Origin of the sequence: Nocardiopsis terrae, assembly GCF_014651695.1 — a bacterium.
In the GTDB taxonomy this organism is placed as follows: Bacteria; Actinomycetota; Actinomycetes; order Streptosporangiales; family Streptosporangiaceae; genus Nocardiopsis; species Nocardiopsis terrae.
The window spans coordinates 450,857-477,113 of record NZ_BMXJ01000003.1 but is presented as its reverse complement, the minus strand read 5'-3'; the positions used below and the strand labels follow the sequence as shown (position 1 = coordinate 477,113).

30 protein-coding genes and 1 pseudogene are annotated in these 26,257 nt (G+C 70.2%); 13 read left to right on the top strand and 18 right to left on the bottom strand.

Annotated features, from left to right (window positions below; all coding sequences use genetic code 11):
• Positions 1 to 155 precede the first annotated feature (155 nt).
• Together IE195_RS09960 and IE195_RS09955 are read right to left on the bottom strand one after the other, a co-directional pair.
• A complete protein-coding gene (locus tag IE195_RS09960) occupies positions 156 to 716 on the bottom strand; it encodes a pyridoxamine 5'-phosphate oxidase family protein (RefSeq protein WP_191269879.1) in 561 nt (186 codons plus the stop codon).
• Positions 717 to 782: 66 nt separating this feature from the next.
• Entirely contained in the window at positions 783 to 1,625 is an 843-nt protein-coding gene (locus IE195_RS09955) for a TetR/AcrR family transcriptional regulator (RefSeq protein ID WP_191269877.1), read from the bottom strand.
• An 81-nt stretch (positions 1,626 to 1,706) separates the two neighbouring features.
• On the opposite strand from IE195_RS09955, the gene IE195_RS09950 reads away from it, so the two are divergent.
• From IE195_RS09950 to IE195_RS09935, 4 genes and pseudogenes are all read left to right on the top strand, one after another.
• Entirely contained in the window at positions 1,707 to 3,995 is a 2,289-nt protein-coding gene (locus IE195_RS09950; RefSeq protein ID WP_191269875.1) for an ATP-binding cassette domain-containing protein, read from the top strand.
• 269 nt (positions 3,996 to 4,264) lie between these two features.
• Positions 4,265 to 4,732 carry a nuclear transport factor 2 family protein gene (locus IE195_RS09945; protein WP_191269873.1) on the top strand — a complete coding sequence of 156 codons (468 nt, stop codon included), beginning with the start codon at positions 4,265 to 4,267 and terminating at the stop codon, positions 4,730 to 4,732.
• A 148-nt stretch (positions 4,733 to 4,880) separates the two neighbouring features.
• Positions 4,881 to 5,408, top strand: a complete 528-nt coding sequence (locus tag IE195_RS09940; protein ID WP_229826149.1) for a TetR/AcrR family transcriptional regulator — start codon at positions 4,881 to 4,883, stop codon at positions 5,406 to 5,408.
• Between the two features lie 295 nt (positions 5,409 to 5,703).
• A pseudogene (locus IE195_RS09935) lies at positions 5,704 to 6,418 on the top strand (IS701 family transposase); the annotation flags it as partial.
• Positions 6,419 to 6,531: 113 nt separating this feature from the next.
• On the opposite strand, the gene IE195_RS09930 reads toward IE195_RS09935, so the two are convergent.
• Entirely contained in the window at positions 6,532 to 6,906 is a 375-nt protein-coding gene (locus IE195_RS09930; RefSeq protein WP_191269869.1) for a winged helix-turn-helix transcriptional regulator, read from the bottom strand.
• Positions 6,907 to 6,986: 80 nt separating this feature from the next.
• Here IE195_RS09930 and IE195_RS09925 point away from each other — a divergent pair, with 80 nt between their 5' ends.
• Positions 6,987 to 7,406, top strand: coding sequence for a RidA family protein (locus IE195_RS09925; RefSeq protein ID WP_191269867.1), 420 nt, complete (start codon positions 6,987 to 6,989; stop codon positions 7,404 to 7,406).
• A gap of 320 nt (positions 7,407 to 7,726) precedes the next feature.
• Here IE195_RS09925 and IE195_RS09920 read toward each other — a convergent pair whose 3' ends face one another.
• Positions 7,727 to 8,728, bottom strand: coding sequence for an ArsR/SmtB family transcription factor (locus IE195_RS09920; RefSeq protein ID WP_191269865.1), 1,002 nt, complete (start codon positions 8,726 to 8,728; stop codon positions 7,727 to 7,729).
• A 205-nt stretch (positions 8,729 to 8,933) separates the two neighbouring features.
• Here IE195_RS09920 and IE195_RS09915 point away from each other — a divergent pair, with 205 nt between their 5' ends.
• Together IE195_RS09915 and IE195_RS09910 are read left to right on the top strand one after the other, a co-directional pair.
• Positions 8,934 to 9,809 carry a hypothetical protein gene (locus tag IE195_RS09915; protein WP_225942432.1) on the top strand — a complete coding sequence of 292 codons (876 nt, stop codon included), beginning with the start codon at positions 8,934 to 8,936 and terminating at the stop codon, positions 9,807 to 9,809.
• A 48-nt stretch (positions 9,810 to 9,857) separates the two neighbouring features.
• Positions 9,858 to 10,280 carry a hypothetical protein gene (locus tag IE195_RS09910; protein ID WP_191269863.1) on the top strand — a complete coding sequence of 141 codons (423 nt, stop codon included), beginning with the start codon at positions 9,858 to 9,860 and terminating at the stop codon, positions 10,278 to 10,280.
• A gap of 166 nt (positions 10,281 to 10,446) precedes the next feature.
• Here IE195_RS09910 and IE195_RS09905 read toward each other — a convergent pair whose 3' ends face one another.
• The 6 genes from IE195_RS09905 to IE195_RS09885 form a co-directional block, all read right to left on the bottom strand.
• Positions 10,447 to 11,145 (bottom strand): DUF4287 domain-containing protein, encoded by a 699-nt coding sequence (locus tag IE195_RS09905; protein WP_191269861.1) that lies wholly within the window; start codon positions 11,143 to 11,145, stop codon positions 10,447 to 10,449.
• 189 nt (positions 11,146 to 11,334) lie between these two features.
• Complete coding sequence (locus tag IE195_RS09900) at positions 11,335 to 11,967, bottom strand: class I SAM-dependent methyltransferase (protein WP_191269859.1); 633 nt, start codon at positions 11,965 to 11,967, stop codon at positions 11,335 to 11,337.
• Between the two features lie 120 nt (positions 11,968 to 12,087).
• Positions 12,088 to 12,594 (bottom strand): class I SAM-dependent methyltransferase, encoded by a 507-nt coding sequence (locus IE195_RS09895; protein ID WP_225943192.1) that lies wholly within the window; start codon positions 12,592 to 12,594, stop codon positions 12,088 to 12,090.
• Between the two features lie 12 nt (positions 12,595 to 12,606).
• Entirely contained in the window at positions 12,607 to 12,747 is a 141-nt protein-coding gene (locus IE195_RS26135; RefSeq protein WP_225942433.1) for a hypothetical protein, read from the bottom strand.
• A gap of 36 nt (positions 12,748 to 12,783) precedes the next feature.
• On the bottom strand, positions 12,784 to 13,152 hold the full coding sequence (gene crcB, locus IE195_RS09890) for a fluoride efflux transporter CrcB (protein ID WP_191269857.1): 369 nt from the start codon (positions 13,150 to 13,152) through the stop codon (positions 12,784 to 12,786).
• Positions 13,149 to 13,574, bottom strand: coding sequence for a fluoride efflux transporter FluC (locus IE195_RS09885; protein ID WP_191269855.1), 426 nt, complete (start codon positions 13,572 to 13,574; stop codon positions 13,149 to 13,151). Before IE195_RS09885 ends, crcB begins: the two co-directional genes overlap by 4 nt.
• Before the next feature lie 80 nt (positions 13,575 to 13,654).
• Here IE195_RS09885 and IE195_RS09880 point away from each other — a divergent pair, with 80 nt between their 5' ends.
• Entirely contained in the window at positions 13,655 to 14,032 is a 378-nt protein-coding gene (locus IE195_RS09880; protein WP_191270518.1) for a VOC family protein, read from the top strand.
• Between the two features lie 503 nt (positions 14,033 to 14,535).
• Here the strand turns inward: IE195_RS09880 and IE195_RS09875 are convergent.
• Positions 14,536 to 15,270 (bottom strand): SDR family oxidoreductase, encoded by a 735-nt coding sequence (locus IE195_RS09875; RefSeq protein WP_191269853.1) that lies wholly within the window; start codon positions 15,268 to 15,270, stop codon positions 14,536 to 14,538.
• Positions 15,271 to 15,418: 148 nt separating this feature from the next.
• Here IE195_RS09875 and IE195_RS09870 point away from each other — a divergent pair, with 148 nt between their 5' ends.
• Complete coding sequence (locus IE195_RS09870) at positions 15,419 to 15,805, top strand: VOC family protein (protein WP_191269851.1); 387 nt, start codon at positions 15,419 to 15,421, stop codon at positions 15,803 to 15,805.
• A 128-nt stretch (positions 15,806 to 15,933) separates the two neighbouring features.
• On the opposite strand, the gene IE195_RS09865 is transcribed toward IE195_RS09870, so the two are convergent.
• A complete protein-coding gene (locus IE195_RS09865; protein ID WP_191269849.1) occupies positions 15,934 to 17,820 on the bottom strand; it encodes an ABC transporter ATP-binding protein in 1,887 nt (628 codons plus the stop codon).
• Between the two features lie 158 nt (positions 17,821 to 17,978).
• On the opposite strand from IE195_RS09865, the gene IE195_RS09860 reads away from it, so the two are divergent.
• On the top strand, positions 17,979 to 18,818 hold the full coding sequence (locus tag IE195_RS09860; protein WP_191269847.1) for an alpha/beta fold hydrolase: 840 nt from the start codon (positions 17,979 to 17,981) through the stop codon (positions 18,816 to 18,818).
• Positions 18,819 to 18,870: 52 nt separating this feature from the next.
• Here the strand turns inward: IE195_RS09860 and IE195_RS09855 are convergent, their stop codons facing one another.
• Positions 18,871 to 19,590, bottom strand: coding sequence for a sensor domain-containing protein (locus tag IE195_RS09855; RefSeq protein WP_191269845.1), 720 nt, complete (start codon positions 19,588 to 19,590; stop codon positions 18,871 to 18,873).
• Between the two features lie 197 nt (positions 19,591 to 19,787).
• On the opposite strand from IE195_RS09855, the gene IE195_RS09850 reads away from it, so the two are divergent.
• Complete coding sequence (locus IE195_RS09850) at positions 19,788 to 20,351, top strand: GNAT family N-acetyltransferase (protein ID WP_191270517.1); 564 nt, start codon at positions 19,788 to 19,790, stop codon at positions 20,349 to 20,351.
• Between the two features lie 16 nt (positions 20,352 to 20,367).
• Here the strand turns inward: IE195_RS09850 and IE195_RS09845 are convergent, their stop codons facing one another.
• From IE195_RS09845 to IE195_RS09825, 5 genes are all read right to left on the bottom strand, one after another.
• The gene (locus tag IE195_RS09845) at positions 20,368 to 20,775 is read right to left on the bottom strand and encodes a MarR family winged helix-turn-helix transcriptional regulator (RefSeq protein WP_191269843.1); all 408 of its coding nucleotides are present in this window, start codon (positions 20,773 to 20,775) and stop codon (positions 20,368 to 20,370) included.
• 121 nt (positions 20,776 to 20,896) lie between these two features.
• Complete coding sequence (locus IE195_RS09840; RefSeq protein WP_191269841.1) at positions 20,897 to 21,700, bottom strand: class I SAM-dependent methyltransferase; 804 nt, start codon at positions 21,698 to 21,700, stop codon at positions 20,897 to 20,899.
• Positions 21,701 to 21,902: 202 nt separating this feature from the next.
• Positions 21,903 to 22,271, bottom strand: coding sequence for a DUF4180 domain-containing protein (locus tag IE195_RS09835; protein WP_229826147.1), 369 nt, complete (start codon positions 22,269 to 22,271; stop codon positions 21,903 to 21,905).
• A gap of 50 nt (positions 22,272 to 22,321) precedes the next feature.
• Positions 22,322 to 22,753: a helix-turn-helix domain-containing protein gene (locus tag IE195_RS09830; protein WP_191269838.1), complete on the bottom strand. Its 432-nt coding sequence runs from the start codon at positions 22,751 to 22,753 to the stop codon at positions 22,322 to 22,324.
• A 414-nt stretch (positions 22,754 to 23,167) separates the two neighbouring features.
• Positions 23,168 to 23,935 carry a (2Fe-2S)-binding protein gene (locus IE195_RS09825; protein ID WP_191269836.1) on the bottom strand — a complete coding sequence of 256 codons (768 nt, stop codon included), beginning with the start codon at positions 23,933 to 23,935 and terminating at the stop codon, positions 23,168 to 23,170.
• A 354-nt stretch (positions 23,936 to 24,289) separates the two neighbouring features.
• Here IE195_RS09825 and IE195_RS09820 point away from each other — a divergent pair, with 354 nt between their 5' ends.
• Together IE195_RS09820 and IE195_RS09815 are read left to right on the top strand one after the other, a co-directional pair.
• Positions 24,290 to 25,546, top strand: a complete 1,257-nt coding sequence (locus IE195_RS09820) for a sensor histidine kinase (protein WP_225943197.1) — start codon at positions 24,290 to 24,292, stop codon at positions 25,544 to 25,546.
• Positions 25,543 to 26,241 (top strand): response regulator transcription factor, encoded by a 699-nt coding sequence (locus tag IE195_RS09815; RefSeq protein WP_373295647.1) that lies wholly within the window; start codon positions 25,543 to 25,545, stop codon positions 26,239 to 26,241. Before IE195_RS09820 ends, IE195_RS09815 begins: the two co-directional genes overlap by 4 nt.
• The last annotated feature ends 16 nt before the right edge of the window (positions 26,242 to 26,257 follow it).

Here is a 26,257-nt window from a genome sequence, read left to right as displayed (position 1 = left end):
AAGCTCACGGAGCTGAGGGAGGTGCCCGTGTTCGTCTTCTACAACAGCCGGTGGGGCTGTATGACGTCCCTGCTGGTCTCGATCGCGTTGACCGCGCTGCTGTTGTTCCTGCTGAGCTCCTGCTGATCCGCGGTGTGTCTGAGGGGCGCCCGGATTCACCGGGGCGGGGGCACTCCGGGCAGGCCGTCGATACTGGCGGCGTTGTGTCTGCGCCAGTAGCTGTCGAAGTACTCCGGACCGCTGCGTTCGTGGGCCCGGTCCAACAGGTCGCGGTCCTCGCGAAGGTCCATCAGGGGCACGGAGAACCCGCAGGAGTCCGCGATGCGTTGGACCTCGACCACGATGATCGAGCGCTGTCCGATGGTGCGCTCCTTGGGGAAATGGGGGCGCAGGTCGTCGAACTCGGGGGTGCCGGGCGGGACGGCGCGGCCCTGCCCGTGCAGGCGGACGATGTTCGGCGGCCCCTCGAAGGCGCAGAACATCAGCACGATGCGACCGTTCTCCCGCAGGTGGGCGATGGTCTCGGTACCCGACCCGGTGTAGTCGAGGTAGGCCACCCGGCGCTCGCCGAGCACGGCGAAGGTGCCGCCCATGCCCTTGGGGGAGACGTTGACGTGGCCCTGGGAGTCCAGCGGTGCCGTGCCGACGAAGAAGACCGGTTGGTCGAGGAGGAACCGTTCCAGCCGTGGCCCGATGGTCTCGTGGATCCTTCCCATGGCCGAAAGTGTGGCACGCGGGTGTTCCCCGGCCGCGGGGAGGTCGCACGGCCGGGGCCGTGCGGCTCAGGGGGCGGCGGATGAGGGGCCGTCGATCTGGCTCTGGATGCCGTCCAGCAGCGCGTTGAGGCCGAAACGGAAGGTCTCCCAGGCTTCCTGCTCCAGGTAGGGCTCCTCGGGATCCGCGTTGTCGAAGGCGCCGCCCTGGCTCATCAGGGTCAGGGTGGGGAAGCGTTCGGAGAAGTCCACCGCCACCTCCTCCAGTTGGGCGGAGCGTGCGTACCACCACTCGTCCTCGGCGATCCCCGTCACGGTCTGGGCCTGGCGGGCCTCTGCGGCGGTACGGACCATGCCTCGGACCAGGTTGAACAGGCTGCCGTAGGCGCTGCTGATGGCCTTGGGGCCGAGCCCCGCGCGGTGGAGGACCGCGGCCAACGCCTCGAAGAGCCGGTAGTCGTTGGGTCCCAGGACCGGCCGTGCCTGGGAGACCTCCAGGCTCCAGGGGTGGCGCAGGTAGAAGCGCCACAGGTTCCCGGCCCAGTCCAGGACGGCCTCGCGCCAGCCCGTTCCGTCGTCGGTGTCCTGCAGGGTGGGTGCCTCGGGGAGGTTCTCCTCCCACTCGCGTACCAGTTCACCGAAGGCGTGGTCGTACATGAGGTCGATGAGTTCGTTCTTGCTGGCCACGTAGGTGTACAGGGACATTGCGGTGCGGCCGAGCCGCTCACCCACGGCGCGCATGGACAGGGCCTGCATGCCCTCGGTGTCGGCGACCTCGATGGCGGTCTCCACCACCAGGTCCACGCTCAGCTGTGCCTTGGGGCCGGGGCCGGTGCGTTCGGTCGGTTCCTGGCCGCGCCACAGCAGTGCCATGGAGCGGCGCGGGTCGCCCTGTCCGGCGTAGACCACCACTTGCATCTCCTTACGGAATAAACTAATGTTCGCTGGCTGTTAGTTTACCGCATAAGGATTCCCAGGACCCTGAGGAGCAGCTTGCCTTCCGAACCCACCACCATGGCGGACACCCACGACACCATCGAGGTCCGCGGGGCCAGGGAGAACAACCTCGACAACGTCTCCCTGGACATCCCCAAGCGGAGACTGAGCGTCTTCACCGGCCTGTCCGGATCGGGCAAGTCATCGCTCGTCTTCGGCACCATCGCCGCCGAGTCCCAGCGGCTGATCAACGAGACCTACACCGCGTTCCTGCAGTCCTTCATGCCGAGTGTGGGCCGACCGGACGTGGACGCACTGCGCAACCTCAGTGCGGCGATCATCGTGGACCAGGAGCGGATGGGCGCCAACTCGCGCTCGACCGTGGGCACCGCCACCGACGCCCACGCGATGCTGCGGATCGTCTTCAGCCGTGCGGGCACCCCGCGCCTGGAGCCCTCCAGTGTCTTCAGCTTCAACAACTCCGAAGGCATGTGCCCCGAGTGCGAGGGGCTGGGTCGCACCAACCAGATCGACGTGGCGGAGCTCTACGACCGGGACCTGTCCCTGAACGAGGGCGCCATCACGGTCCCCGGGTACGCGGTGGACAACTGGTACTGGCAGGTCTTCGCCCACTCCGGACTGCTGGACCCGGACCGGAAGCTGCGCGACTACACCGACGAGGAGTGGCAGTCCTTCCTGTACCAGCCCGCAACCAAGGTGAAGGTCGGCACCAGCAACCTGTCCTACGAGGGCCTGGTCCCCAAGATCAAACGAACCTACCTGGCCAAGGACCGGGAGAAGATGCAGTCCTCCATCCGCGCCTTCGTGGACCGGGCCGTGGTCTTCTCGGTCTGCCCCGAGTGCGCGGGTACCCGGCTCAACGCCGCGGCACGGCAGGTCAGGGTCAACGGGCGCACCATCACCGAGTGCGCCTCCATGCAGATCAGCGACCTGGCCGATTTCGTCAGGAGCATCGACGAGCCCTCCGTCAAGCCGCTCGTGGACAACCTCGCCCACACCCTGGGCTCCCTGGTGGAGGTGGGGTTGGGCTACCTGAGCCTGGACCGGGAGTCGGGCACGCTGTCCGGCGGTGAGGCCCAGCGGGTCAAGATGGTCCGCCACCTGGGCTCCAGCCTCAGCGACGTCACCTACGTCTTCGACGAGCCCACTGTGGGCCTGCACCCGCACGACATCGAGCGGATGAACAACCTCCTGCTCAGCCTGCGCGACAACGGCAACACCGTACTGGTGGTCGAGCACAAGCCCGAGACCATCGCCATCGCGGACCACGTCGTGGACCTGGGCCCGGGCGCCGGCCCCGACGGCGGCACGGTCACCTACACCGGAGACGTGGCCGGGCTGCGCGAGTCGGGCACGCTGACCGGGCGCCACCTGGACCACCGGGCCCAGCTCCGGGAGAGCGTGCGCACCCCCACCGGGGCCATCCCCATCCGCGGGGCCAGCTCGCACAACCTGAGGGACGTGTCGGTGGACATCCCGCTGGGTGTGCTCACCGTGGTCACCGGGGTGGCGGGTTCGGGCAAGAGCTCACTCATCCACGGGGCGCTGCCCGGCCGCGAGGACGTGGTGGTGGTCGACCAGTCGGCGATCCGGGGGTCGCGCCGCTCCAACCCGGCCACCTACACCGGGCTGCTGGACCCGATCCGCACCGCCTTCGCCCGCGCCAACAAGGTCAAGTCCTCCCTGTTCAGTGCGAACTCCGAGGGGGCGTGCGGTGAGTGCAGGGGGGCCGGGGTCATCTACACCGACCTGGCGATGATGGCCGGGGTCGCCTCCACCTGCGAGAAGTGTGAGGGGCGCCGGTTCAAGGCCGAGGTGCTCGAACACAAGCTCCGCGGCAGGGACATCAGCCAGGTGCTGGCCATGTCCGTGGTGGAGGCGCGCGACTTCTTCCCCTCGGGCAACGCCCGCACCATTCTGGACCGGATGTACGACGTGGGCCTGGGGTACCTGGGGTTGGGGCAGCCGCTGACCACCCTGTCCGGTGGTGAGCGCCAGCGCCTGAAGCTGGCCGTCTCCATGGCCAGGAAGGGCGCGGTGTACGTGCTCGACGAACCCACCACCGGCCTGCACCTGGCCGATGTGGACCGGCTGCTGGCGCTGTTGGACCGTCTGGTGGACGACGGCAACACGGTGGTGGTGATCGAGCACCACCAGGCCGTCATGGCCCATGCCGACCACGTCATCGACCTCGGCCCCGGAGCGGGTCACGACGGCGGCCGGGTCGTGTTCGAGGGGACCCCCGCCGGACTGGTGGACGGGGCGGAGACCCTGACCGCCCGCCACCTGCGCGCCTACCTGGGGCGCCAGGTGCAGGACGGTTAGGACGAGGACGATGCCACCCGGCACGGGGCCCGTCTCCCGGGACGGGCCCCGCATGTCAACGCCGTCGTGGCGACCAACGCCAATACGGTGCGACTGTACGAGTCGCTCGGCTTCGAGGGGGCGGACACGCGGGGGTCGAGGAGGATTACTACAACCAGAGTCGGACTACCGACGTCTGTCCTGGCTGGGCCGTGACGGCCCTCACCCTTACTCCTCGGACGTCTCCCTGTTACGTTTGTTATTGTTCAACCACTAACAGAGGAGTATTCATGAGCGTCAACCCGACCCACGAGCTCACCCCCGCACAGCACGCCCTGGCAGAGCACCTTCGGCTGGTGTCGTCCGGCCAGATCGACGAGTGGATCGAGCTGTACGCCGCGGACGGCACGGTCGAGTTCCCCTTCGCCCCCGCCGGTGTGCCTACCCTGGTGCAGGGACGCGAGGCGCTGATCGCCCACATGCGCGGCTTCCCGCAGACCTTCGACGTGAAGTTCGTCGACGTGAAGTTCATCGAGACGGCCAACCCCCGGACCGCGGTCGCCGAATACCGCTCGGAGGGGATCGCCCTCAGCACCGGCAAGCCGTACGAGCAGACAGTCATCACGGTGATCCGCCTCGACGAGGCGGGCCTGGTCGAGCAGTTCGTCGACTACTGGAATCCTCTCGTGGTCATCGAGGCCATGACCCCCGACGAGACGGCCAGCGGCCAAGACGTGTCGTGGCCCTCGGAGCGTTGATCCCGGTTCGACGGGGTGAGACAGGTCACCCACCCGTCTTGCCCCATCGCACCCTGTCCCACTCCGCAGTGAGAGACTGGGAGACATGCCCGCCCCTGGCTCCAGAGTGAAGAGCGATCAACGCCGTCGAGTCGTGCTGGACGCTGCCGTGGCCTGCTTTGCGCGCAAGGGTTACTACGGCACGACCACTGGTGAGATCGCCGAACGGGCCGGAATCTCTCAGCCCTACGTCTACCGCCTGTTCGCCAGCAAGGAGGCGTTGTTCGCCGGTGCCATCCTCCACGTGTCCGAGCTGATCTCGGATGCTCTGACCGGCGCCGATGAGGCCGGGCCGCACCGGCAGCCGGAGGCGGTGATGCGTGCGATCCGGTCCGCCTACAGCACCCTGATCGAGGACCGGGACGTCATGCAGTTCCTCATGCAGGCCAGTTGCGCAGCCGATGAGCCGCTCGTGGCTGAGGCGTTGCGCACGTGCTATGCCAGGCAGGTCGAACTCGTCAGTGAGCTCCTGAACCACGACGACGCTGCGGTCCGGCACTGGTTCGGCGCCGGTATGCTCGAAAATGTCACGCTGACCCTCGGCCTGGCCGACGTCGACGAGCCCTGGGCGCGGACCCTCAGCGGACAACGGTCTCGTTCGGACGGCGGTAGCTTCGCCCACCGGGAGTCGCCGTAGCTTCCGCCGAAAAACAGGCGGCTATGTAGGCGGCCGGCCAGGCCGTCCCACTTCCTTGGAACTGGGACGCCGTCCGACGGTGTCGACGTCGATCGACACTGCCCAGGTCAGGACCGTCCCAGAAGTTGTGCCACAGGTGCGTCCCGGGTTAGTACTCCAGTCTGGTTTCGCGATCTTGTCGCGGACCCGGCTGGGAACGGGTACGGCCACCGCGTGATCATCAAGGGTTGTGTGGACTCATGACGATCGTGCGGTGGTTGCGGGCCATAGCGTAGACCCTGCTCGCTGGCGGACGATGTTCGACCAGGCCATGGACCGGATCGCGGGCCGCTTCGGGCGAGTTGAGCCGCGGGCCGCGGCCCGCGGCTACCTGCTCGGGCTACTGTCGAACGTCGAGCGCAAGAACTGCTGGCAGCTGGCCGAACAGGCCGGCCACAGCCGACCCGGGCCGATGCAGCGCCTGCTGCGCTACGCCCGCTGGGACGCCGATGCGGTCCGCGACGACCTGCGCTCGTACACCGCCGAACACCTCGGTGCCGACGGCGCCGTTCTCGTCGTCGACGAGACCGGCTTCCTGAAGAAGGGCCGGGCCTCGGCCGGTGTACAACGGCAGTACACCGGCACCGCGGGACGCATCGAAAACTCTCGGGTCGGCATCTTCCTCGCCTACGCCACCAGCCGGGGACGGGCCCTGATCGACCGTCGGCTCTATCGGCACCGACTGCCACCGCCACCTGCTCATCCGTCGCAACCGGACCACCGGTGAACTCGCCTTCTACCTGTGCTGGTCACCCACAAAGGTGGCCCTGTCCGAACTGGTCCGCGTCGCCGGTGTCCGCTGGAGCGTCGAGGAGTGCTTCCAGGCCGCCAAGGACCAGGTCGGACTCGACCACTACCAGGTGAGGCACTGGACCTCCTGGCACCGGCACATCACGCTCGCCATGCTCGCGCTGGCGTTCCTGACCGCCCTCGCCGCCGACCCGGCACCACAACGGCCCGTTGATTCGACCCCCCACGCTGCCGGAGGGCTTCCGCCACCCCGTGCACGGCCACGTCGGGCTGCACGTCATGTACCGATTGCTCTGAGCACGCCTACTGCGGCCCTCCGGGGCTCGGTGCACGGTCAGGTCTGCTCGTCGAACCGCTCGCGTGCGCGCTCGACCTCGGGCATGTTGACCGTGGTCCAGCGCAGCAACGCGTCGATGAGGTCCTGGAGCGTCTTTCCGAGCGATGAGATGCGGTACTCGACGGCGAGCGGGCGCGTGCTCACCACGACCCGCTCGACCATCCCGTTGCGCTCCAGGCGCCGCAGGGTCGCAGTGAGGGACTTCTGGGTGACGGCGGGGATCGCCCGGCGCAGTTCGTTGAAGCGCGAGGGCTGCTCGCACAGCCGGTCGAGCACGTGGAGCGACCACTTGTCGAGCATCTGGTCGAGCAGTTCTCGGTGCTCCGCGCTGATCTGGGGCGGGGTGGCCGGGGAGTGGGCGGTTTCCTGCATGACACCTGGTCTCGTTGAGGTTCCCTTTGTCTACCTAGTAGACATTGGATACCGGAAAACGCCAAACGGAGGAACCTTCCATGAGTGTGCAGCTGCTGACCCCCGAGGGCATGTTCCAGCCCGTCCCCTACCACCACGTCGCGATCGGCACGGGTACCCGCCAGGTACACGTGGCCGGCCAGATCGCGCGCGACGCCGACGCCGCCCTCATCGCGACCGGTGACCTCACCGGCCAGGTCGAGCAGGTCCTGCGCAACGCCGGGCGCGGCCTGGCCGGCGCGGGAGCGACCTTCTCCGACGTCGTACGCCTGCGCTTCTTCCTCACCGGCTGGGGCCCTGACCGGGGAGAGAAGGTGGGCGCGTTCATGGCGGGTATCGAGAACGTCACCGACGAACTCGGGCTCCCGCAGCCGCTGCCTCCGGTGTCGGCCATCGGCGTCGACTACCTGTTCGAGCCCGACGTGCTCGTCGAGGTCGAGGCGTACGCCGTCCTGGACTGACCGGCGTCGACGGCCTCCGAGTTCGTTCAGACCGGAGGCCGCCCCGCGATACTGGCCCGCATGACTACTCCATCCGCCCGGTCGGGACATGCGCGCCTTCCTGGGAGGCGGTTCCTGGGCCGACGGCTTCAGCGCGACCCGGGCGGGACGGGACCCGCACGAGGACGCGCTCGCCTTCGAGCCCGCCGGACCTTCGTCGAGCCGAAGCCCTCGGGCTGGGCGGGCTCTCACCACGGTCCGGGCCCGGGTGCGCCCCCTCCCGTGAAACGCGGGGCACCGGACTGCGGGCGATTCGTCCGGCCGCGCGGAGGCGCGAGCGCTCACGACCTTCGCAGCAGGCCCAGGCCCAGGCCGGTGACGCTGTGCAGCACGTATCGGCCCTCCTGACGGCTCTGCACGAGGTGGGCCTCGCGGAGCACGTTCAGATGCTTGCTCGCCGTGGCGGGGGAAACGGTGAGTCTGCGGGCCAGGCCCGTCGTGGTGCACACCCCGCCCTCGGCCACCAGCTCCAGGAGTCGGGAGCGCGTGGGTCCCAGGAGCGGGGCGAGGCCGACTGGGTGCGGGGCCGGTCGTGCCCAGCCGAGACTGTGCTCGATCGGGTGGACCAGTACCGGGGGGAGACCGGGGTCGGCGAGAGCCACGGGCCTGCCCCAGCAGAAGAAGGAGGGCACCAGGAGCAGGCCGCGGCCTTGCAGGTGGAGTTCGCGGTCGAAGGGGTAGTCGATCTCCAGAACGGGTGACCTCCAGAGCGCGGTGGGGCCCAGAGAGGCCAGGAGCGCTTCGGAGCCCCCGCCCCGCAGGGCACGTGCACGGTGCACCAGGTCCGTGTGCACCTGGGCGCGGATCCGAGTCCAGAACGGCGCGAGCGCGGCGCGGTGGTAGGTGCGAAGGGCACCACCGAGCAGGCGCATGGACCCGGCCTCGCCCAAGGCCAGCCAGCCGAGTGACGAGGGCGAACGGGCGTGGTCGGCCAGGGTGCCCAGCTCCTGACGGATTCGGGGGACCGGTGTGGTCAGCACGGACTCGATACCGAGGTCGGGGTCGGGGTCTGCATCGGTCGGGGTGAGGAAGTCGGGACAGTAGTTCCCGTAGGGGACCAGCGCCAACAGCAACCGCAACGTGCGTTCCCGGGGGCCGCCGTCCAGCAGCGTCCGGTGCACGGCTTCCCGCCATTCGTCGAAGAACAGGGCGCCCTGCCTGTGCTGCAGCATGTGGAGGCTGTTGACGGTCTCCCACAGGGGGTTGGCGGAGTCGGCCAGGCGCAGGCGCATGAGGTCGTCACTGCTGAAATAAATGCTCAGCTTTGTGCTGTTTTTTGACATTTCGGACTTTCCCATTTCCGGCCATGTTGTCGCCAGGAGGAAAACGTACGCACGAACCCGAAAGCGAGTGTTAATAATAACCAGGAAAGCAGCGAAGGGTGAGCGTTACGGGCAGGGAGGGAATTCCATGAAAGAGGAAGCGGCAGCCGGGCGTGGCAGGCGCCGGGGGGCCCGCGCGGGAGGTGCTCGCACTCCTCTCGTCGTCTTGGCCCTGACCAGCCTTCTCGCCACCTCCTGCGCCCCTGGCCACGAGGACCGGGACGCGCACGCGCGGGACGTCACACCGGAGGAGGAAAGCCTGCTGGAGGCGGCCGGGCAACTCCTGCTCAGAGAATGCATGGAAAGCCGCGGATTTGAATACCAGGTCGTTTCGGGCGACACTGTCGCCGATTTTGAGGAATTCCGTTACGTCATCGATGATCCGGAATGGGCCTCTGAGCACGGCTACGGAACCGAGCTTCAGCGCGAGGCCGTGGAACTGCGCGAGAACGACCCCAACGAGCGCTACTTCGAAAGCCTGTCTCCCGAACGCCGGGCCCAGGCGCTGGTGGCCGCCAACGGGCCCAGTCCCGTCGGACTGACGGCGACCACACCCGACGGGATGGAACTCGGCCGCAGCGACCAGGGATGCCAGTCGCAGGCCGACAGAGAACTCTACGGCGACCTGGCCTCCTGGTTCCAGGCCCGAACCACCGTCGACGCCCTTCCCGCGCTCCGCCACCAGGGCGTGGTCAACGATCCGCGCTACCTGGAGGCCGTCCGGCCCTGGGCGGACTGCATGCGCGCCGCCGGACACGACTACGCCACACCGGCCGACGTCCGCGCCTCCCTGCCTCCACTGCAGGACCCCCTGCCCCGGCAGGAAGAGATCGGGCTCGCACTGGCGGAAGCCCGCTGCGCCACGGACTCCGGACTGGCCGGGACCGTGGCGGAACTGGACGAACAGCACGACCAGGAACTGCGCGAGCGCCACCGCTCCGCGCTGGAGACGCAGCGGCGTCTGCAACTTGACGCCCTGCCCCGGGCCCGCACCGTCGTCGGTGAGGCGGAGCGAACCGAGGGCCCCGAACACCGGGGGTGATCCCCACCCCCGGGGGAGTAAGAGACACGGCGAGAAAGGCAAGAAACCATGAGGACCAAGCGCATGACGGCCCTGGTCGCCGCGGCGATCACCGCCGCGACCCTGTTCAACGCCCCCGTCGCGCAGGCCGAGGAGGTCGGTTCCCCCACCGCGGCCTCGGCCGCCGACGGCAGGCTGCACGCCTATCACGGCTTCGACTACAAGAACTACTGCGGGTCCTGGGAGGGCAACTCCTCCCACTGGGGGTCGTGCCGCAACACCACGTCCTCACTGTGGAACAACGGCTACCCGGGCAACCTCGACGACGTGCGGGTCTACTGGGGGCTCAACCACTCCGGTGCCCACCGGGGAGTGCGCAACGGCATGGCCTTCGCCAACCTGAGCCACTGGTACTTCGACGCCGACACCGGCGCCGGTTCCGGCCAGACGCTGAACAACAACATCTCCTCCCACATGTGGATCAACCTGTGACCGATGCGCCGACCGCGGCGGGTCCGCACGGCCCGTGACCGGCTCGGGAAGGCGGGGCCTTCGGGGCGGTGGGGACGACCGTCCTTTCCGTCCCGAAGGCCCTCCTCCAGTGTCCGGGTGTCAAGACTGACAGGCCCGCGTATCCCAGTAGCGCGCACTCGTCGTTCTAGCTTTCCAGGAGCTTCTTGAGGTCGGTCAGCCAGGTGCGCCAGTCGCCCTTCCACCCCGCGGCGCGCTCGGCGGTGGTGATGCGGGTGTGCTCGATGCCGACCAGGGCCTTGGCCTCGCCCTTGGCCTGGAAGGTCACGGCGATACGGGTGGCCTCGGGCAGGTCCGCGGTGAAGCGCCTGCCCGGCTTGGCCGTACGCGCGGCCGCCTCGACGGGCAGCCAGCGGGCACGCAGTCCGGGGTCGGCGAAGGCCGCGAACAGCCGCTCCACCGGAACGTTGACGGTCTTGCTGGCGCTGGCGGCGAAACCGTCCTTCTTCTGGCCCGGGACGCGCAGACCGCGTTCCTGCTCGTAGGCGACGGTGACGGTCTGGGCCCACCAGCCGTTCATACCGTGCTCCTCGACCAACCAGGCAGCGATCTCGGTGTGGGTGTGCGCGGTGGCCTCCCAGGCGTCCAGCAGCGCGAACCAGACCTCGTAGTCGCGGCCGGTGGCCTCGGCGAGCTTGGTGCCGGAGACGCGCTCGCGGATGGTGGCGGCACCGGTGCCCGCACGCGGGGCGGGTTCGTCGGCGGGAGCGGAGCTCGGCACGGGTTCGGGGTCCGTGATCAGGTGGGCGCGGGCGGCGGTATAGCTCTCGCCGGTCCTGTCCATCCGGGAACGCACGAGCTGCTTGAAGGACTTCTGGCTGGTCATGACGGCTCCTCGGCGGTCCGCGACGAGCCCCACGCTCCCGCCGCCCCGCCGGAAGGGCCACACGTCAGACCGGCGTCCCGAGAACTCCAGGGTCCCCTTTGCCTCCGCGAGGCCGACGGCGTGGGCGCCGGAGCCGGAGGTTGGGCGCGGGACCGCGCCGCCTCCCACGCTACTCCGATCGTCGCTGGGTCACCAGCCCTGGTCGGGGAGGGGGCTGGGGCGCCGTGTGCGATGGGCCCGCAGGACGGTGTCATGGGTGTGGTGCGAACCCGGCGGCGCGGGGACGACCCGCGGGCGGGTCTCGTTGACGGAGATGTCCCAGTCGGGGCCCAGGAGATCGGCGACCTCGGCTGGCTGGTAGTAGTCCGCGGGAACGTGGCCGTCGTCCAAACGCTCGGGCAGGCCGGTGATGTCGTGGCCGACGAAAAGGAGTGTGCCGCCCGGAGCGACTGCGGAGAGCAGGCCGCGCAGCGCGGAGTGGTCGGCCCGGCGCGGGAGTGGGAAGTAGTGGACCGAGACCAGGTCGAAGGCCTCAGCCGGAGGAGGCGTGATGGTCAGGTCGCCGTGTTTCCACGACACCCGTCCCTGGACGTCGGCTCCGGCGGTGGCCGCGCGTTCCAGGGCGACCTGGGAGAGGTCGACGGCTGTGACCAGCCAGCCCCGGCGGGCCAGCCACAGCGCGTCGCCGCCCTCGCCGCAGCCCGCGTCGAGGGCCTGCCCGGGCGGCAGGTCGGCCAGCTCCGTGACGAGGACGCCGTTGGGGTCACCGCTGAAGAGCTGGGCGCGGCTGCCGTACCTGTCGTCCCAGAACTGTGCGTCCATGGTCGGTCTCCTCGGTGACGGGGTTCGGAGGAGCCTGCTGACCTCCTCCGCCACCACGGTGCCCCGACCACCGGCTCTGCGGCAAAGCTTGTTGCCGGAACGGCAATAATTGGGTGTGGGTCAGGCCGGGTGATCGTAGACCAGGGTGTGCCGCCAGAACAGGCGTCTGCGCACGCGCGCCCCGGGCAGCTCCCTGGCGGCCACGGCACGAATGCGGGAGAGGGTCTCCCGCGGTTCCGTGGTGGGCGCGCGCATGTGCGGAGGCGGACCAGCAGCCGGGGCCGGGTGTCGGCACAGACCCACGAGCGGGTTGAGCAGGAGTGAGACCAATCCTGCGAACTGGCCGGCCGGACCTTCGTCTCGGTGGCAGCCGACGACCACCAGGCGCCCGCCGGAGGACAGAGCGCCGCGGAGTTCGCGCAGGGCCGGTTCCAGGGGCAGGTGGTGCAGGACCGCGACCAGGGTGATGGCGTCCCAGCGGCGGGTGGAGTCGCGCTGGTCGAACCGGGCCCCGGTGATGGTGACGCCGGGGGTGTCCACGAAGCGGGCCGCGGCGATCCGCGCGGTTTCCGGGTCTGGTTCCAGACCTGTGACCGAGTCCGCTCGGCGGCCCAGGCGGGCGACCAGGTTTCCGGTGCCTCACCCCACGTCCAGGACCTCGCGTGCCCCGCTGGCCGCAACCCTGCGCACCACCCAGGGGGAGAGGCGGTCGTTGTGGCTCCAGGGGTGACGCCGGTTGAACCGGTCCAGACGGGAGAGCAGAGGTGTCAGCAGGGGCATGCGACCACAGTAGTGAGATCGGGATGGGGGCGGCGATCAGTCCACGCCGAGCAGGAGGGCCGTCACGGTCAGGCCCAACCACGCCGAGCCCAGCCCCAGACACAGGCTCGCCAGCACGTAAGACAGGGCCCGGCCCCGAGCTTTGGCCCTGGTGAGCTGGACGCTCTCGTGGGCGAACGTGGAGTAGGTGGTCAGAGCCCCGCACAGCCCCGTGCCCAGGAACGCCGCAGCCTCGGAGGACAGCGGCAGCGCCGTCAACGCGCCCAGGAACAGGCTGCCCACCGCGTTCACCAGCAGAGTTCCCCAGGGGAAGTCCTCCCCGAACCGGCGTTTGAGCGCCAGGTCCACGAGGAATCGGGCGGGGGCTCCCAGGGCGGCTCCCAGGGCCACCATCAGCGCGCTCACCGGTCGCGTCCCCCTCCGTGGCTCAGGAAGCGGTGGGCCAGGGACGAGGCGGCCCAGGCGGCGGTGAGCGCCCCGGCCAGGGTGAGGGCGAGGTAGGCGAGTGCGACCTGTGGTGCTCCCCGTTCCAGGGCGCTCACCACGTCCATGGCGTAGGCGGAGAAGGTGGTGTAGCCGCCGAGAAACCCTGTGCCCCAGAAGGGCCGGACGAAGCGGTTCCCGGGTCGGCGGTGGGCGATCAGCTCCATGAGCAGGCCGATCAGCAGGCTGCCGCTGACGTTGACCGCCAGGACCGTCCAGGAGACCCCGGAGGCCGACTGCGGTCCGAGCACGTCCAGGCCGTGGCGGACCAGTGCGCCCAGAGCCCCGCCCGCGGACACGGCGGCGACCAGGGGCCACGGAGCGCCCCGTGCGGGTGAGGACATGGGTTCATTCTGCACCTGGGAGACTCCCTCCCCGTACACGGCCCCGCGCCCGAAGGCACCCCTGCCGTGCGGGAAAAGCCCTGGCCCGACTGCGCGACATCGTCCTGGACTGCCGCCATCCCGCCTCACTGGCCCGCTTCTGGGCCGCGGCCATGGACGGGTACGCCGTGGCGCCCTACGGCGAGGAGGAGCTGGCGCGGCTCCGCTCGTTGAGGGTCCACGACCCCGAGGACGACCCCCAGGTGATGGTGGAGGGCCCTCAGGGGAGCCCGTCCTTCTTCTTCCAGCGGGTCCCCGAATCCAAGGCGGTCAAGAACCGGATGCACGTCGACCTGGTCGGGGACGGTGCGGAACTGGATCGACTGCTGGCCCTGGGAGCCCGGGTGGCGGACCGCCACCCCGGCCTGGTGGTGTTGGCCGACCCCGAGGGCAACGAGTTCTGCCTGATCGACGGCTGAGGCGTCCGAGGGTCCGGCTCAGGGAGTGTTCAGGGGCATCCCCCATGGCCTTCTGACTGACCAACAAGAAACGCAAGACCTCCCGTCACGATGCGGCCAGCATCGCGGTCGGCGGCGCGCCCAGGGGCACGCGGTCCGGCGTCGGACGGCACCGCCCCGCACCCACCGGGGCGATGGGCGCGGGCCTCGGACCGCCCAGGCCGATCGTGGTGTCCCCGGGCGCGAGGGAACCCGCCGCCCGGCCCCGGAGCGCGCACACGATGCGCGTGCCCGAACCGGGGAACGAAGAACACGGGGGACCAGCGCGTCCAACACCGTTCGGGACGCGCGCAGTACCGGGAGAACACCACAGGGCACTCCCGCACACTGTTAAGGAACGGTCAGGCGCATCCTCTGACCGGACCGGCGTGTCGGCCGTTCCGGACCACCGGTCCGAGCCCGGCCGCTGTGCCCGGCCGTCCCCGTTCAACGCGGGGGCGGCCCGGGGCGGCGGGCGAGCCGTCTCATGCGCCCGGGCGCAGGTGGATCTCGGTGACCTGGGCGTCGCTCGGCAGCTCCAGTACACCGACGACGGCGCGGGCCAGGGTGGCGGGCTGGATGCACTCCGCCGGGTCGTAGTCACGCCCGAACGCAGTCCGCACCTCGCGCAGCAGTTCCGTGGCGGTCCCGCCCGGGTGGACACCGGTCACCCGCACCCCGTGCGCGGCCTCCTCCTGGCGCAGGGAGCCCGCCAGCTCGCTCAGCCCCGCCTTGCTCGCGGCGAAGGCCGCCCACCCCGGTACCTCGCGCAGACCGGGTGCGGCGTTGACCAGCACCACGTGCCCGCGGCTGGCGCGCAGGGCGGGCAGCAGGACGCGGGTGAGTTCGGCGGCCGAGACCAGGTTGACCGCCAGCACCTCCTGCCACAGGCTCACCGGGGAGTCCGTGACCGGGGCGACCGGGGACACCCCGGCGCAGTGCACGAACGCGTCCAGTTCCCCGAGGTCGGCCACCGCCTCGGCGAGGGCTTCGGGACGGCGCAGGTCGGCTCGCACCGTACGTACCCGCGGACGTCCGCGGGAGAGTGCGGCGAGGCGTTCGCGGTCACGGCCCAGGGCCGTCACCGACCATTCTCGCGCCACCAGAGCGTCCACCAGGGCCGAGCCGATCCCGCCGGTCGCCCCGCTGACCAGGACCCTGCCGCTGACCGGATCCGTACCGTCGGGCAGGGACGCTTCGTGTGCCTCGTTCGCTGTCATGGCGGAGAGACTGGCACGGGCGCCGTGCCAGGGGCCACGGATTTACGGGTGCCGCCCCGCCCTCGGGCCGCGCTCGTCCGCCGGCCGGGGCGCGGTCCCGCTCGGCTTCGCCCCCGTTCACCCTGCCGGAACTCCCTAGGCTGAAGCCATGAACCTGGACCTGGTCACCATCGTCGTCGACGACTACGATCCCGCGATTGAATTCTTCGTCAGCGCCCTGGGCTTCGAGCTCGTGGAGGATTCGCCCTCGCTGACCAACGACGGGCGCCCCAAACGCTGGGTCGTGGTACGTCCGCGCGGATCGGGGACGGGCGTGCTCCTCGCCCGGGCCGACGGTGACAGACAGGCCGGGGTGGTCGGAGACCAGGTCGCCGGACGCGTCGGTTTCTTCCTGCGTGTGGACGATTTCCAGGCGGCCCACACGCGTATGGCGGCCGCCGGGGTCCGGTTCGTCACCGAGCCGCGCACGGAGCCCTACGGTCGTGTCGCGGTCTTTCTCGACATCGCCGGAAACCGTTGGGACCTGCTCGGCTGAGCGAACCCGCTCCGCCATCCCCGTGGCCGAAAACGGCCGTCCCCCGGTGTGGCGCCACCGGGGGACGGGGTTCCTGGCAGGGTTCCGGCTCCGGAGGGCCCCGGCCCTCCCGTGCTGCTGGGGGGCGCCTAGCTGACCGTGGCCGGTTCGGGGTTCCCCTCGGCGAACTGGGTCCGGTGGAGTTCGGCGTAGCGTCCGCCCCGGGCCAGCAGTTCGGTGTGGGTGCCGCGCTCCACGACCCGTCCGGCCTCGATCACGAGGATGGCGTCGGCGGCGCGCACGGTGGAGAGCCGGTGGGCGATGACCAGGGCGGTGCGGCCCTCCAGTGCCTCGGCCAGGGCCGCCTGGACCGCGGCTTCGGAGGTGGAGTCCAGGGCGGAGGTGGCCTCGTCCAGGATGACCACCTCGGGTCCGGCCAGGAGGAGGCGGGCGATGGTCAGCCGCTGGCGTTCACCGCCGGAGAACCGGTAGCCGCGTTCACCGACCACCGTGTCCAGGCCGTCGGGCAGGGAGGCGACCAGGGTGTCCAGGCGGGCCCGGCGCAGGGCGTCCCAGATCCGGTCGTCGGTGGCTTCGGGGGAGCCCAGGCGAAGGTTGGCGCGGATGGACTCGTGGAAGAGGTGGCCGTCCTGGGTGACCATGCCCAGGGTGGCGCGGATGGAGTCGAAGGTGAGGTCGCGGACGTCGGTTCCGGCCAGGCGGACGGTGCCCTCGTCCACGTCGTACAGGCGGGGGGTGAGTTGGGCGATGGTGGACTTGCCCGCGCCGGAGGAGCCGACCAGGGCCACGGTCTGTCCGGGTTCGACGCGGAAGGACACCTCGTGCAGGACGGGCCCGTTGTCGGTGGTGTCGAGGGTGGCGACCTCCTCCAGGGAGGCCAGGGAGACCCTGTCGGCGGTGGGGTATCCGAAGGTGACGCCGTCGAACTCCAGGGACACCGGCCCCTCGGGGACCGGACGCGCGTCCGGCTTCTCGTCCACCAGTGGCTTGAGGTCGAGGATCTCGAAGACCCGGCTGAAGCTGACCAGGGCGCTCATGACCTCCACGCGGGCGCTGGCCAGGGCGGTCAGCGGCGCGTACAGGCGAGTGAGGAGCATTCCCATGGACACGACGGTTCCGGCGTCGATCTGGCCGCGCAGGGCGTAGAAGCCGCCGAGCCCGTAGACCAGGGCCAGGGCGAGCGCGGAGACCAGGGTCAGGGCGGTGAAGAACACCTCCTGGACCATGGCGGTGCGTACGCCGATGTCGCGGACGCGGGAGGCGCGGCGGGCGAACTCGGCGGATTCCTCACCGGGGCGGCCGAAGAGCTTGACCAGGGTGGCACCGGGTGCGGAGAAGCGCTCGGTCATTTGGGTGCCCATGGCGGCGTTGTGGAGGGTGCGTTCGCGTTCGATCTTCGCGAGGCGGGCGCCCATGCGGCGGGCGGGCAGGACGAAGACGGGCAGCAGCAGGAGCGCGATCAGGGTGATCTGCCAGGACAGGGTGGCCATGACGACCAGGGCGAGGACGAGGGTGACGAGGTTGCTGATCACCCCGGACAGGACGTCGCTGAAGGCGCGTTGGGCGCCGATGACGTCGTTGTTGAGCCGACTGACCAGGGCTCCGGTGCGGGTGCGGGTGAAGAAGGCGACCGGCATGCGTTGGACGTGGTCGTAGACGGTGGTGCGCAGGTCCAGGATGAGTCCTTCGCCGATCCTGGCGGACAGCCAGCGCACGATCAGGGACAGGGCCGCCTCGGCGACCGCGACCAGGGCGATGAGCCCGGCGAGGCGGAGGACGGGTTCGATCGCGGAGCCGCTGACGATGGCGTTGACGACCTCCCCGGCCAGGAGCGGGGAGGCCACGGCCAGGACCGCTGTGAGCACGCTCAGGGCGAGGAACCAGCCCAGGTGCCGGGAGTGGGGGCGGGCGAAGGAGGCGATCCTGCGCAGGATCGGCAGGGAGAAGGGGCGCTGGTCCTCTTGGGCGTGCATCGCGTGGTAGATCGAGTTCCACGCGGCCATTTCCATACTCATGGTCGTCCACCGGTCCGTTGGGTTGGGTTCCCTTGAACCGTAGAACCTCAACATTAGTTGAGGTCAAGTTTTCAAGCATACTCCTCTTATGATCCTCATGTTCCACTATGCGAGGGAACTTTAGGGTAATTTAGAGAACCACAAGGAGGTTCCATGTCATGAGTATGATCTACCGAACCGAAGCCGGAGGACTGAGGCTGCAGGAGCGGTACCGCCAGGCCCTGGCGGAAGGACCGGTCCCCGCCGAGCACCTGTACCTGCCCACCCGCGAGGGAGAGACCTTCGTGCTCGCCTGCGGGCCCGAGCAGGCCCCGCCGCTGGTACTGCTGCACGGCTCGGGGGCCAACACCGCCGCCTGGTTCGCAGACCTACCCGCCTGGTCGGAGCACTTCCGGGTGTACGCGGTGGACCTGCCCGGTGAACCCGGGCTGAGCGCGCCCTCACGCCCCGACCTGGCCACCGAGGCCGGCGCGCTGTGGCTGGACGACGTGTTCGCCGGACTCGGCCTGCAGCAGGCCGCTGTGGCGGGGATGTCCCTGGGCGGCTGGACCGCGCTGGACTACGCGATCCGCCGCCCCGACCGGGTCACCCGGCTGTCCCTGCTGTGCCCTGGTGGAGTGGGTGCCCAGAGGCGGTGGCGCATCCTGGGCGCGGCCCTGCTGATGCTGTTCGGGCGCCGGGGCAAACGCCTGGCCGCCCGGTTGATGACCGGCTTGGACCGGCCCGGGGACCAGGCGGTGCTGGACTCGGTGGTCGAAAGCTTCGCCCAGTTCCGTCCGCGCACCGAAACCCTGCCGGTCTTCCCGGACGAGGCCCTGCGCACCCTGGCCGTGCCGGTCCAGGTGACCGTGGGGGCGCACGATCTGATGTTCGACTCCGACCAGACCGCACGACGGGTACGCGAGTGCGTCCCGCACGCCCAGGTCAGAGTTCTGCCCGGGGTCGGCCATGCGGTCCTCGGCCAGACCGAACCGGTGCTGGACTTCCTACGGGGGTGAGCGTCCTCGGCCTCCCGGCCGCCCCTCCCTCTCCGAGGAACCTCCCCTGCGCTCAGCGAGTGGACACGAACCTGTGCCGCCGTAGCCGTTGACCGGATCCCGATGCGGGGGCGGACGGGTCCTTGGGGCCCGGGGCGGACAGGACCCGCACACCGGTGCCCTCGGGAGCGAGCAGCAACGCGCGGGCGAGGGTGGACTCGGCCTGGGCCAGCACGCGCAGGACCGCCGGCAGGGTCAGGGCGAACAGCGCCCCGCCGACCATGTGGACCGCGAGGGTGGCCAGTACCGGGTACTCGGGGAGGACGAAGCTGCCCACGTCGGTGTAACCGGGGATGAAGTACAGCGACCAGCCCCAGAGCGGGTAGAGCAGGCCGCCCAGAGCGAGCGCCCACCAGGTCACCGCGACGGCGAAGGTGACCAGGGAGACCGGGAGGCGCAGCAGGGGGTGCAGTGCGTCCAGCCAGGTGCGCGCACAGGTCAGCGGGTTGAGCAGGCTCCGCAGGAGCCCGGCCCCCTGCGGAGCCCCGCGGTAGGGCAGGCGCACCACCGGGTGGCCGTAGAGGTCCGAGAGGCGGATGCGGTCCACGTGTGCCAGCCCCCGGGCCGCGACCAGGGTGGCGGACAACAGCGCCAGGCCCACGAAGAGCACGGAGGTTCCGGCTCCGACGGCCAGACCGGCCAGGACGAGGACGAAGGAGAGGAGCGCCAGCGGGAAGCCCAACAGGACGTAGCGGGTGTCCCGACCCACACGGGTGAAGAGGGAGGAGCTCATGTTCCCGACGCTACGCCGGGAGGCTCGCCCGAGTCATGGCTGCGGGCGGGCGAGTCCGTGGTGGTGCCAGCCCCACCGGCCGTTGGCGCGGACGTTCCCCGGTGGAACTACCCCGGGCCGGGCGCGAGTACTTCCCGAACTTGTACATACTGGGTGGCGTAGTCGGACGGAACCGAGGGGAGCGGGGCGTGGGCACCATGCGGAGCGGCCGGGGCATGCCGGACGAACAGGCCAAGATCGATTTCCGGGGCGCGGCGGCCGCGGACGTCCCCGCCCTGGTGGATCTGGTCAACTCCTGCTACCGGGGCGACAGTTCCCGGCAGGGGTGGACGACCGAGGCCGACTTCCTCGATGGCCAGCGGGTGGGTGCCGAAGGCATGGCCGAGCTGCTCTCCCGCCCCAACACCCTGGTGCTGGTCGGTGAGTCCGAAGGGGAGATCGTCACCTGCTGTGAGCTGCAGCGCAGTGGCAACGGAGCGTACTTCGGGATGTTCTCGGTGCGCCCCGGACTCCAGGGCGCGGGGCTGGGCAGGATCGTCCTGGCCGAGGCCGAGCGCATGGCCGCCCGGGAGTGGGGGTGCCGACTGATGCGGATGAAGGTCCTCAAGCAGCGCCCCGAACTGATCGCCTGGTACGAACGGCGGGGTTACACCAACACCGGCAGGACCGAGCCCTTTCCCTACGGCGACGAGGCGTTCGGGCTGCCCAAGCGGGACGACCTGGCCTTCGTCGAACTCACCCGGGAACTGCCCGCCGACTAGCGGCGGGGAGCCCGGGTCAGGTCTGCTCCAGGTTGGCCGACATCCGTTCCAGGACGTTGACGGTGTCCCGGTACTCCTGGTCGCTGATGCCCTCGCACAACCGGCTGCGTGTCCGCTGGACCTGTTCCAGGAGTTCTCCGTGCGCCCGGTGGCCCTCCGGGGTCAGTTTCAGCGGCTCCGATCCGCTCACCCAGCCGCGTCGGCGCAGAGTCTCCACGACCGGGGCGACGGTGGTTTCGTCCTCATCCAGGAACGGGGTCAGGCGCTGGTCCAGGTCGTGCACCGTTCCGGGTTCGCCGTGCAGGGAATTGAGCACCTGCCACTGGCGGCGCCCGAGCGACTCCGAGGCCAGGGCGCGGTCGAAGTCGTTCTCGATGAGTCGGTCCAGGTGTTTGAGCCAGAATCCGATCGGTAGGTCGGACATGGTTCCTCCGGGTGGCCAATGACTACGTGCCGATAGATCAACGATATATCGTCGGCCTGGGCTCGGCCAGCGTTCCCGGAGGGTGTCCGAACTGTTCGCCGACCGGCCCTGTCGCGGTGGTTCAGTCGGGGACCCGGCACAGGATCGCGCCGCGGGGGATGACGAACACGGCGTCGGGGTGTTCGCTCCAGCGACGCCAGCCCGCGGAGATGTCCGCCAGCTCCTCCTCTGTGGCGTACCCCTTCCGAACCGCGTCGCGGCCCATCGCCGACTCCAGGATCCGACGCGCCCACATGCCGCCCCACCAGGCACGGCGGTCGGGCGCGGAGTGGTTCCAGACCTCGGCGACATAGCTCACCTCACCGAACCCGGCCGCGTGCGCCCAGGCGAGCAGGTGGCGCCCGGCATCGGGTTCACCTCCGTTGAGGCGGGCCATGCTCTGGTAGAGGTCCATCCAGGAGTCCAGTTCGGGCAGGCGCGGGTACCAGTGCATGGCCGAGTAGTCGCTGTCGCAGGCCGCCACCACACCGCCCGGTCTGGCGACGCGGCCCATCTCGGCCAGGGCGCGTACCGGGTCGTCCACGTGCTGGAGGACCTGGTGGGCGTGGACGACGTCGAAGGTGTCGTCGGGCAGGTCCAGGTCGTGGACGTCGCCGACCAGGAAGTCGATGTTGGCGACCCCCGCCTCCTCAGCGCCCGCACGGGCCTGCTCGACCGCCTCGGCGGAGTTGTCCACCGCGGTGACCCGGCCGGGGGCGACCCTGCGGGCGAGGTCGGCGGTGATGCTGCCCGGGCCGCAGCCCACGTCCAGCAGGGAGCGGCCGGGCCGTATCTCGCCCAGGGCGTAGGCGGCGGAGTTCTCCGCGTCACGCCACAGGTAGGAGGTGGTGACCGTCGGATGCTGTCCGTGGGTGTACCGCGCCATCGCGTGCCGTCCTTCGTTCCGGGTTCCTGGTCGGTCACCCTACCCTGTTGTCTCTATAAATGAGATGCCTTTCTCGTCATGTGAGACAATTCTTGTTGGGGCTGCTCGGCCGGGAAAACGTCCGGCGCTGCCCGATCCCGACGAGCCGGCGGAGTCCCTCACCCACCTGGGGCAGGACCCCGAAAAGGCCAAGGAGCACGACTCAGGCGGCGGCCAGTCGCCGCCCCAGCGCGCCCAGGTCGGGGACGAACCAGCACTGTGTGCCGCGGTTGCACTCGCGGACGAGGGCGTGGAAGGCGTCACTGGCCGCCACCTGCCGCGAGACGTCCCCGACGAGGGCCAGGCGGAGCCGGTAGTTGGCGAACTTCTGGAGGAAATCGCCCGCCACGCCCGTGCGCAGCCGGAAGAAGTCGGGGTCGAGGCGTTCGACGGGCACCGCGATCCAGGTGACGCCGTGGTGGAAGGCGTCCCCGATCACGTCCGCGGCCTCGCGCAGGGGCGGGCCGCCCGACGGGCAGAACATGACCGGGCACCCGCCCACCCGGCGGGTTTCGGGGAGGGTCTCGGACACCGGTTCTGCTTGCCTTCCGTCCGGGCTCGGGTCGGGCGTGTTCGGGAGGTTCACGGCTGATCACCCGTGAGGGAGTCGATGTACCCCAGCAGGACGGCGGTGGATGCCAGGTCACCCACGATGACGGCCTTCAGCCGGGAGCGCTCCGGGTCGTGGACGACCTGGACGTGCGAGCGTCCTCGTTCCTCGGGCCGCCCGGTGACGGTGAGCAGGGTGGTCAGACGGTCGGCTGTGGCCCGGTCGACCCCGTCGACCTGCACGACGGTGGACGCCTCCGCGCGGAGGGCCTCCTCTGTTGCGGGGGGTCCTTCCTCGGCCAGGGGGCCACCGGTGAACTCCTCCAGGTCACGGCGCCGGATCCGGTACTGCTTCCCGATCCGGGTGGCCGCCAGGCGCCCCTCCCGGACGTAGGCGCGCACGGTCTTGACGTGCAGACCCAGAAGGTCCGCAACCTGGTCCACCGAGTAGTACTGCTGGGCCACGTCTCTCCTCACTAACGTCTTATTCAACCTCAAATTTCCCTAATCGTACTTGATGGCAAGGAAGGAAAGAGTAGTTTGAGGATTTGGGTGCTGGAATGAGAGGCCGGGACGGATGAGAGGGGGAGACCCCCGAGGGGGAGAGGAGAGGACCATGGCGCTCCTGCACGGGATCAGGCCGAGTCCGACCATTCCTGGGACCGGCTCACCGACGGCGGCCAGGAGAGCCCATGCGACTACTCCGGGACAGGTTCGGACTGTCCTGGCAGGTTCACCCGGAGGAGCTGAACACCCTGTTGGAGGATCCAGGCCCCGAGCGAGCGCACCGGGCCACCCAGCATGCTCATGATGCGCCGGATCGACCTGGAGATGGTGCGCCGGGCCGCCGACGGCACCTGCCCCCTCGCTCCGACCCGCTCAGGAACGCAGCGCGCAGTCCCCGCACAGACCGCCCTCGGGCAACCGGTAGTACAGGCAGCAGGTGGTGCGCCGGAACACCGCCAGCCCCGACCGGTCCACCCCCGTGTAGGCGCCGGCCCCCTTCAGCGCGGGGCGTTCCAGCATCAGCCGGACCACCTCCTCGGCTCCCGAGCGATGGTGGGGCCGGGCACCGCCCAGGGCACGGGCCGCACCAGCCAGCGCCGACGCGGTGTTGCCGCGCAACAGGCCCGGGGAGATCCGCCCGACCCCGGCCAACGCCGCCTCGGTACCCGCCAGGACCCCTCCCACCACGTCCTGGTCCAGCCACTCCACGACCTCCCCGGGGCGGTCGGACACCGGTTCGGCGCGGGTCTGTGCCGTGCGCAGCACCAGCGTCCCCGCACGCTCGGGTTCGAGAAGGAAGCGACCGGCCCGCAGACGCACCCCGTAGCACAGTGCGGCAGCCAGGACGGGAGACAGCAGTCGGGAGGCCAGACCCTGGTGGAACAGCGACGCGCCCACCCGCCACTCCACGTCCTCGGGCCCGCCCGACAAAGCCCCCAGCCGGGCCCGCACCAGCTCCACCTCCTCGGCGACCCGCTCCCGGGTGAGCCCGTCACCGGTGACCGGGACCCACCCCGGTGTCGGCGGCCCGGGCTCCACCCGGAAGAACATGTTGATCTGACCGACGTCCCGGAGTACCGGGGTGAGCGGCGGACCCCCGGCCGGGAACGCGGTGGACAGGTGGTACTCGTGGCCGCACATCGGAACCCCCTCGCGAACACCCGCCGTGCGCGGCACCATCGGACCACGTCCGGGACCGCGGCGCCAACCGGGCCACCGGCCCGGGCCCTACCAGTGCGAACGCTCCGGTGCGGCGCCACCGGAACGGTAGTGTCAGCACCACCCGCGTTTCTCGTGCTGATGGCCTCGTACCGGTGTGCCCGCGAAACCTAGATTGGTGCTGTGAACGGGAGACAGGGAAGACGGGCGCCGAGCGCGGGGCGCAGGGCGGAGCGGCGGGTGAGGCCCCGGCCGACCGCCCGCGTGGACGTACCCTTCCTCGCCGACACCCAGGGCAGATCCTGGCGCGCCCTCCTGGTCGAGGTCCTGCACCTGATGACCTCCCTCGCGCTGGCCCTGTTCTACCTGCTCCCTGCCGTGCTACTGGTCGCGGCGGCCTCCTGGCTCGGACTCGTGCTGTTCCTGCCCTGGATGCTTCCGGAGAGCCACGGCGCGGGTCGGCTCGCCGTGGAGGTGCTGTTCCTCGCCGCCCTGCCGCCGGTGGCCACGACCCTGCTGGCCCGCCTGGCCTGCCAGGTGCAGCGCAACCGCCTGGCGAACGTGTTCGGGGTCGTGGAGACCAATCCCCCCGACCCCCTCGCCGAGGACAACGTCTGGCTGCGTGCGCTGCGCTACGTGTTCGGCCGCGAAGCCTGGTCGATGGTGGTCTACAGCACCGTGGCCGGTGTCCACGGCCTGGTCGCCGCGGGCCTGATCGTCGTACTCGTGGTGTGCGGCGGGGCCGCCGCCCTCGGAGCGTTCTTCGGCATCATCTACGTCCTGGCCCAGGGTTCGGCCAAGGACATCGTCGGACCTCTGGCCCTGGTCGCCCTCGGGCCCCTGGCCGTCCTGGTCGGACTGCGCCTGACCCCGTACATGATCTCCTCCGAGGTCCTCCTGCACCGGATCCTGCTCTTCGACGCCCCCGAGGTGCGGATGCGGCGCCGCCTGCTGCACGTCCAGGACAGCCGCCTGCGCATGGTGGACGCGGCCGAGGCCGAACGCCGCCGCATCGAACGCGACCTGCACGACGGCGCCCAGCAGCACCTGCTCGCACTGAGCATGACCCTGACCCTGGCGCGCGCCCGGCTGACCGACGACCCCGACGGCGCCCGGGAACTGATCACCGAGGCCCAGGAGGAGTCCAAGGAGGTCATGACCGAACTGCGCCAGGTGGCGCGCGGTCTGCACCCCCGCGTCCTGACCGACCACGGGCTCGGATCGGCGCTGCCGGTCGCGGCCGGGCGCTCCCCGGTCCCCGTGCGGGTGGACGTGGACCTGGAGGAGCGCCCCTCCGCGCGGGCCGAGGGCGTGGCCTACTACGTGGTCTGCGAGGCCCTGAACAACATCGCCAAGCACGCAGGCGCCGGGCAGGTCACCGTGGCCGCGGAACGGGTCGCGGGCACCGGGCGCAAGGGCGACCTGCTGCGGATCGCCGTCACCGACGACGGTGTCGGGGGCGCCGACCCCGAAGCGGGCACCGGCCTCTACGGGTTGTGGGACCGGGTGGACGCCGTCGACGGTGTGCTGACCGTTCACAGCCCGACCGGCGGGGGCACCGTCCTGACCGCGAACATCCCATGGGAGGCATGACCGTGAGTGCGGCCGACACACAGCAGGAGCGGCCCGGGCCGCGCGTGATCATCGCCGAGGACTCGGTGCTGTTGCGCAGCGGCATGGTCCGGCTGCTGGAGGACGCGGGGGTGGAGGTCCTCGCCTCGGTGGGGGACGCCGACGCGCTGACCCGTGCGGTGGCCGAGTACCCCGAGGTGGACCTGTGCCTGGTCGACATCCGGATGCCGCCCACCTACTCAGAGGAGGGCATCCAGGCGGCCGTGCGGATCCGGCAGGCCCACCCCGAGGTGGCGGTTCTGCTGCTGTCCCAGCATGTGGTCAGCCGCTACGCCGCGGACCTGCTCGGCGGCGGGGCGTCCAAGGTCGGCTACCTGCTCAAGGACCGGGTGGCCGACATCGAGGAGTTCCTGTCCGTACTGCGCCGAGTGGCCGACGGCGGCGCGGCGATCGACCCGGAGGTGGTCTCACAACTGCTGAGCAGGCACCGTGACCGTTCTCTGGAGCGGCTCACCCCGCGCGAGACCGAGGTGTTGGAGGTGATGGCGCAGGGCCTGAACAACGCGGGGATCGCCGGTCGGCTCTCCATCACCGAACGGGCCGTGGAGAAGCACATCAGGTCGATCTTCACCAAGCTCGACCTGGGTCAGGACGACCACGACCACCGCAGGGTCCAGGCGGTACTGCGCTACCTGCGCGGCACCGACCGTGACTGACGCGAACCGACCGAAG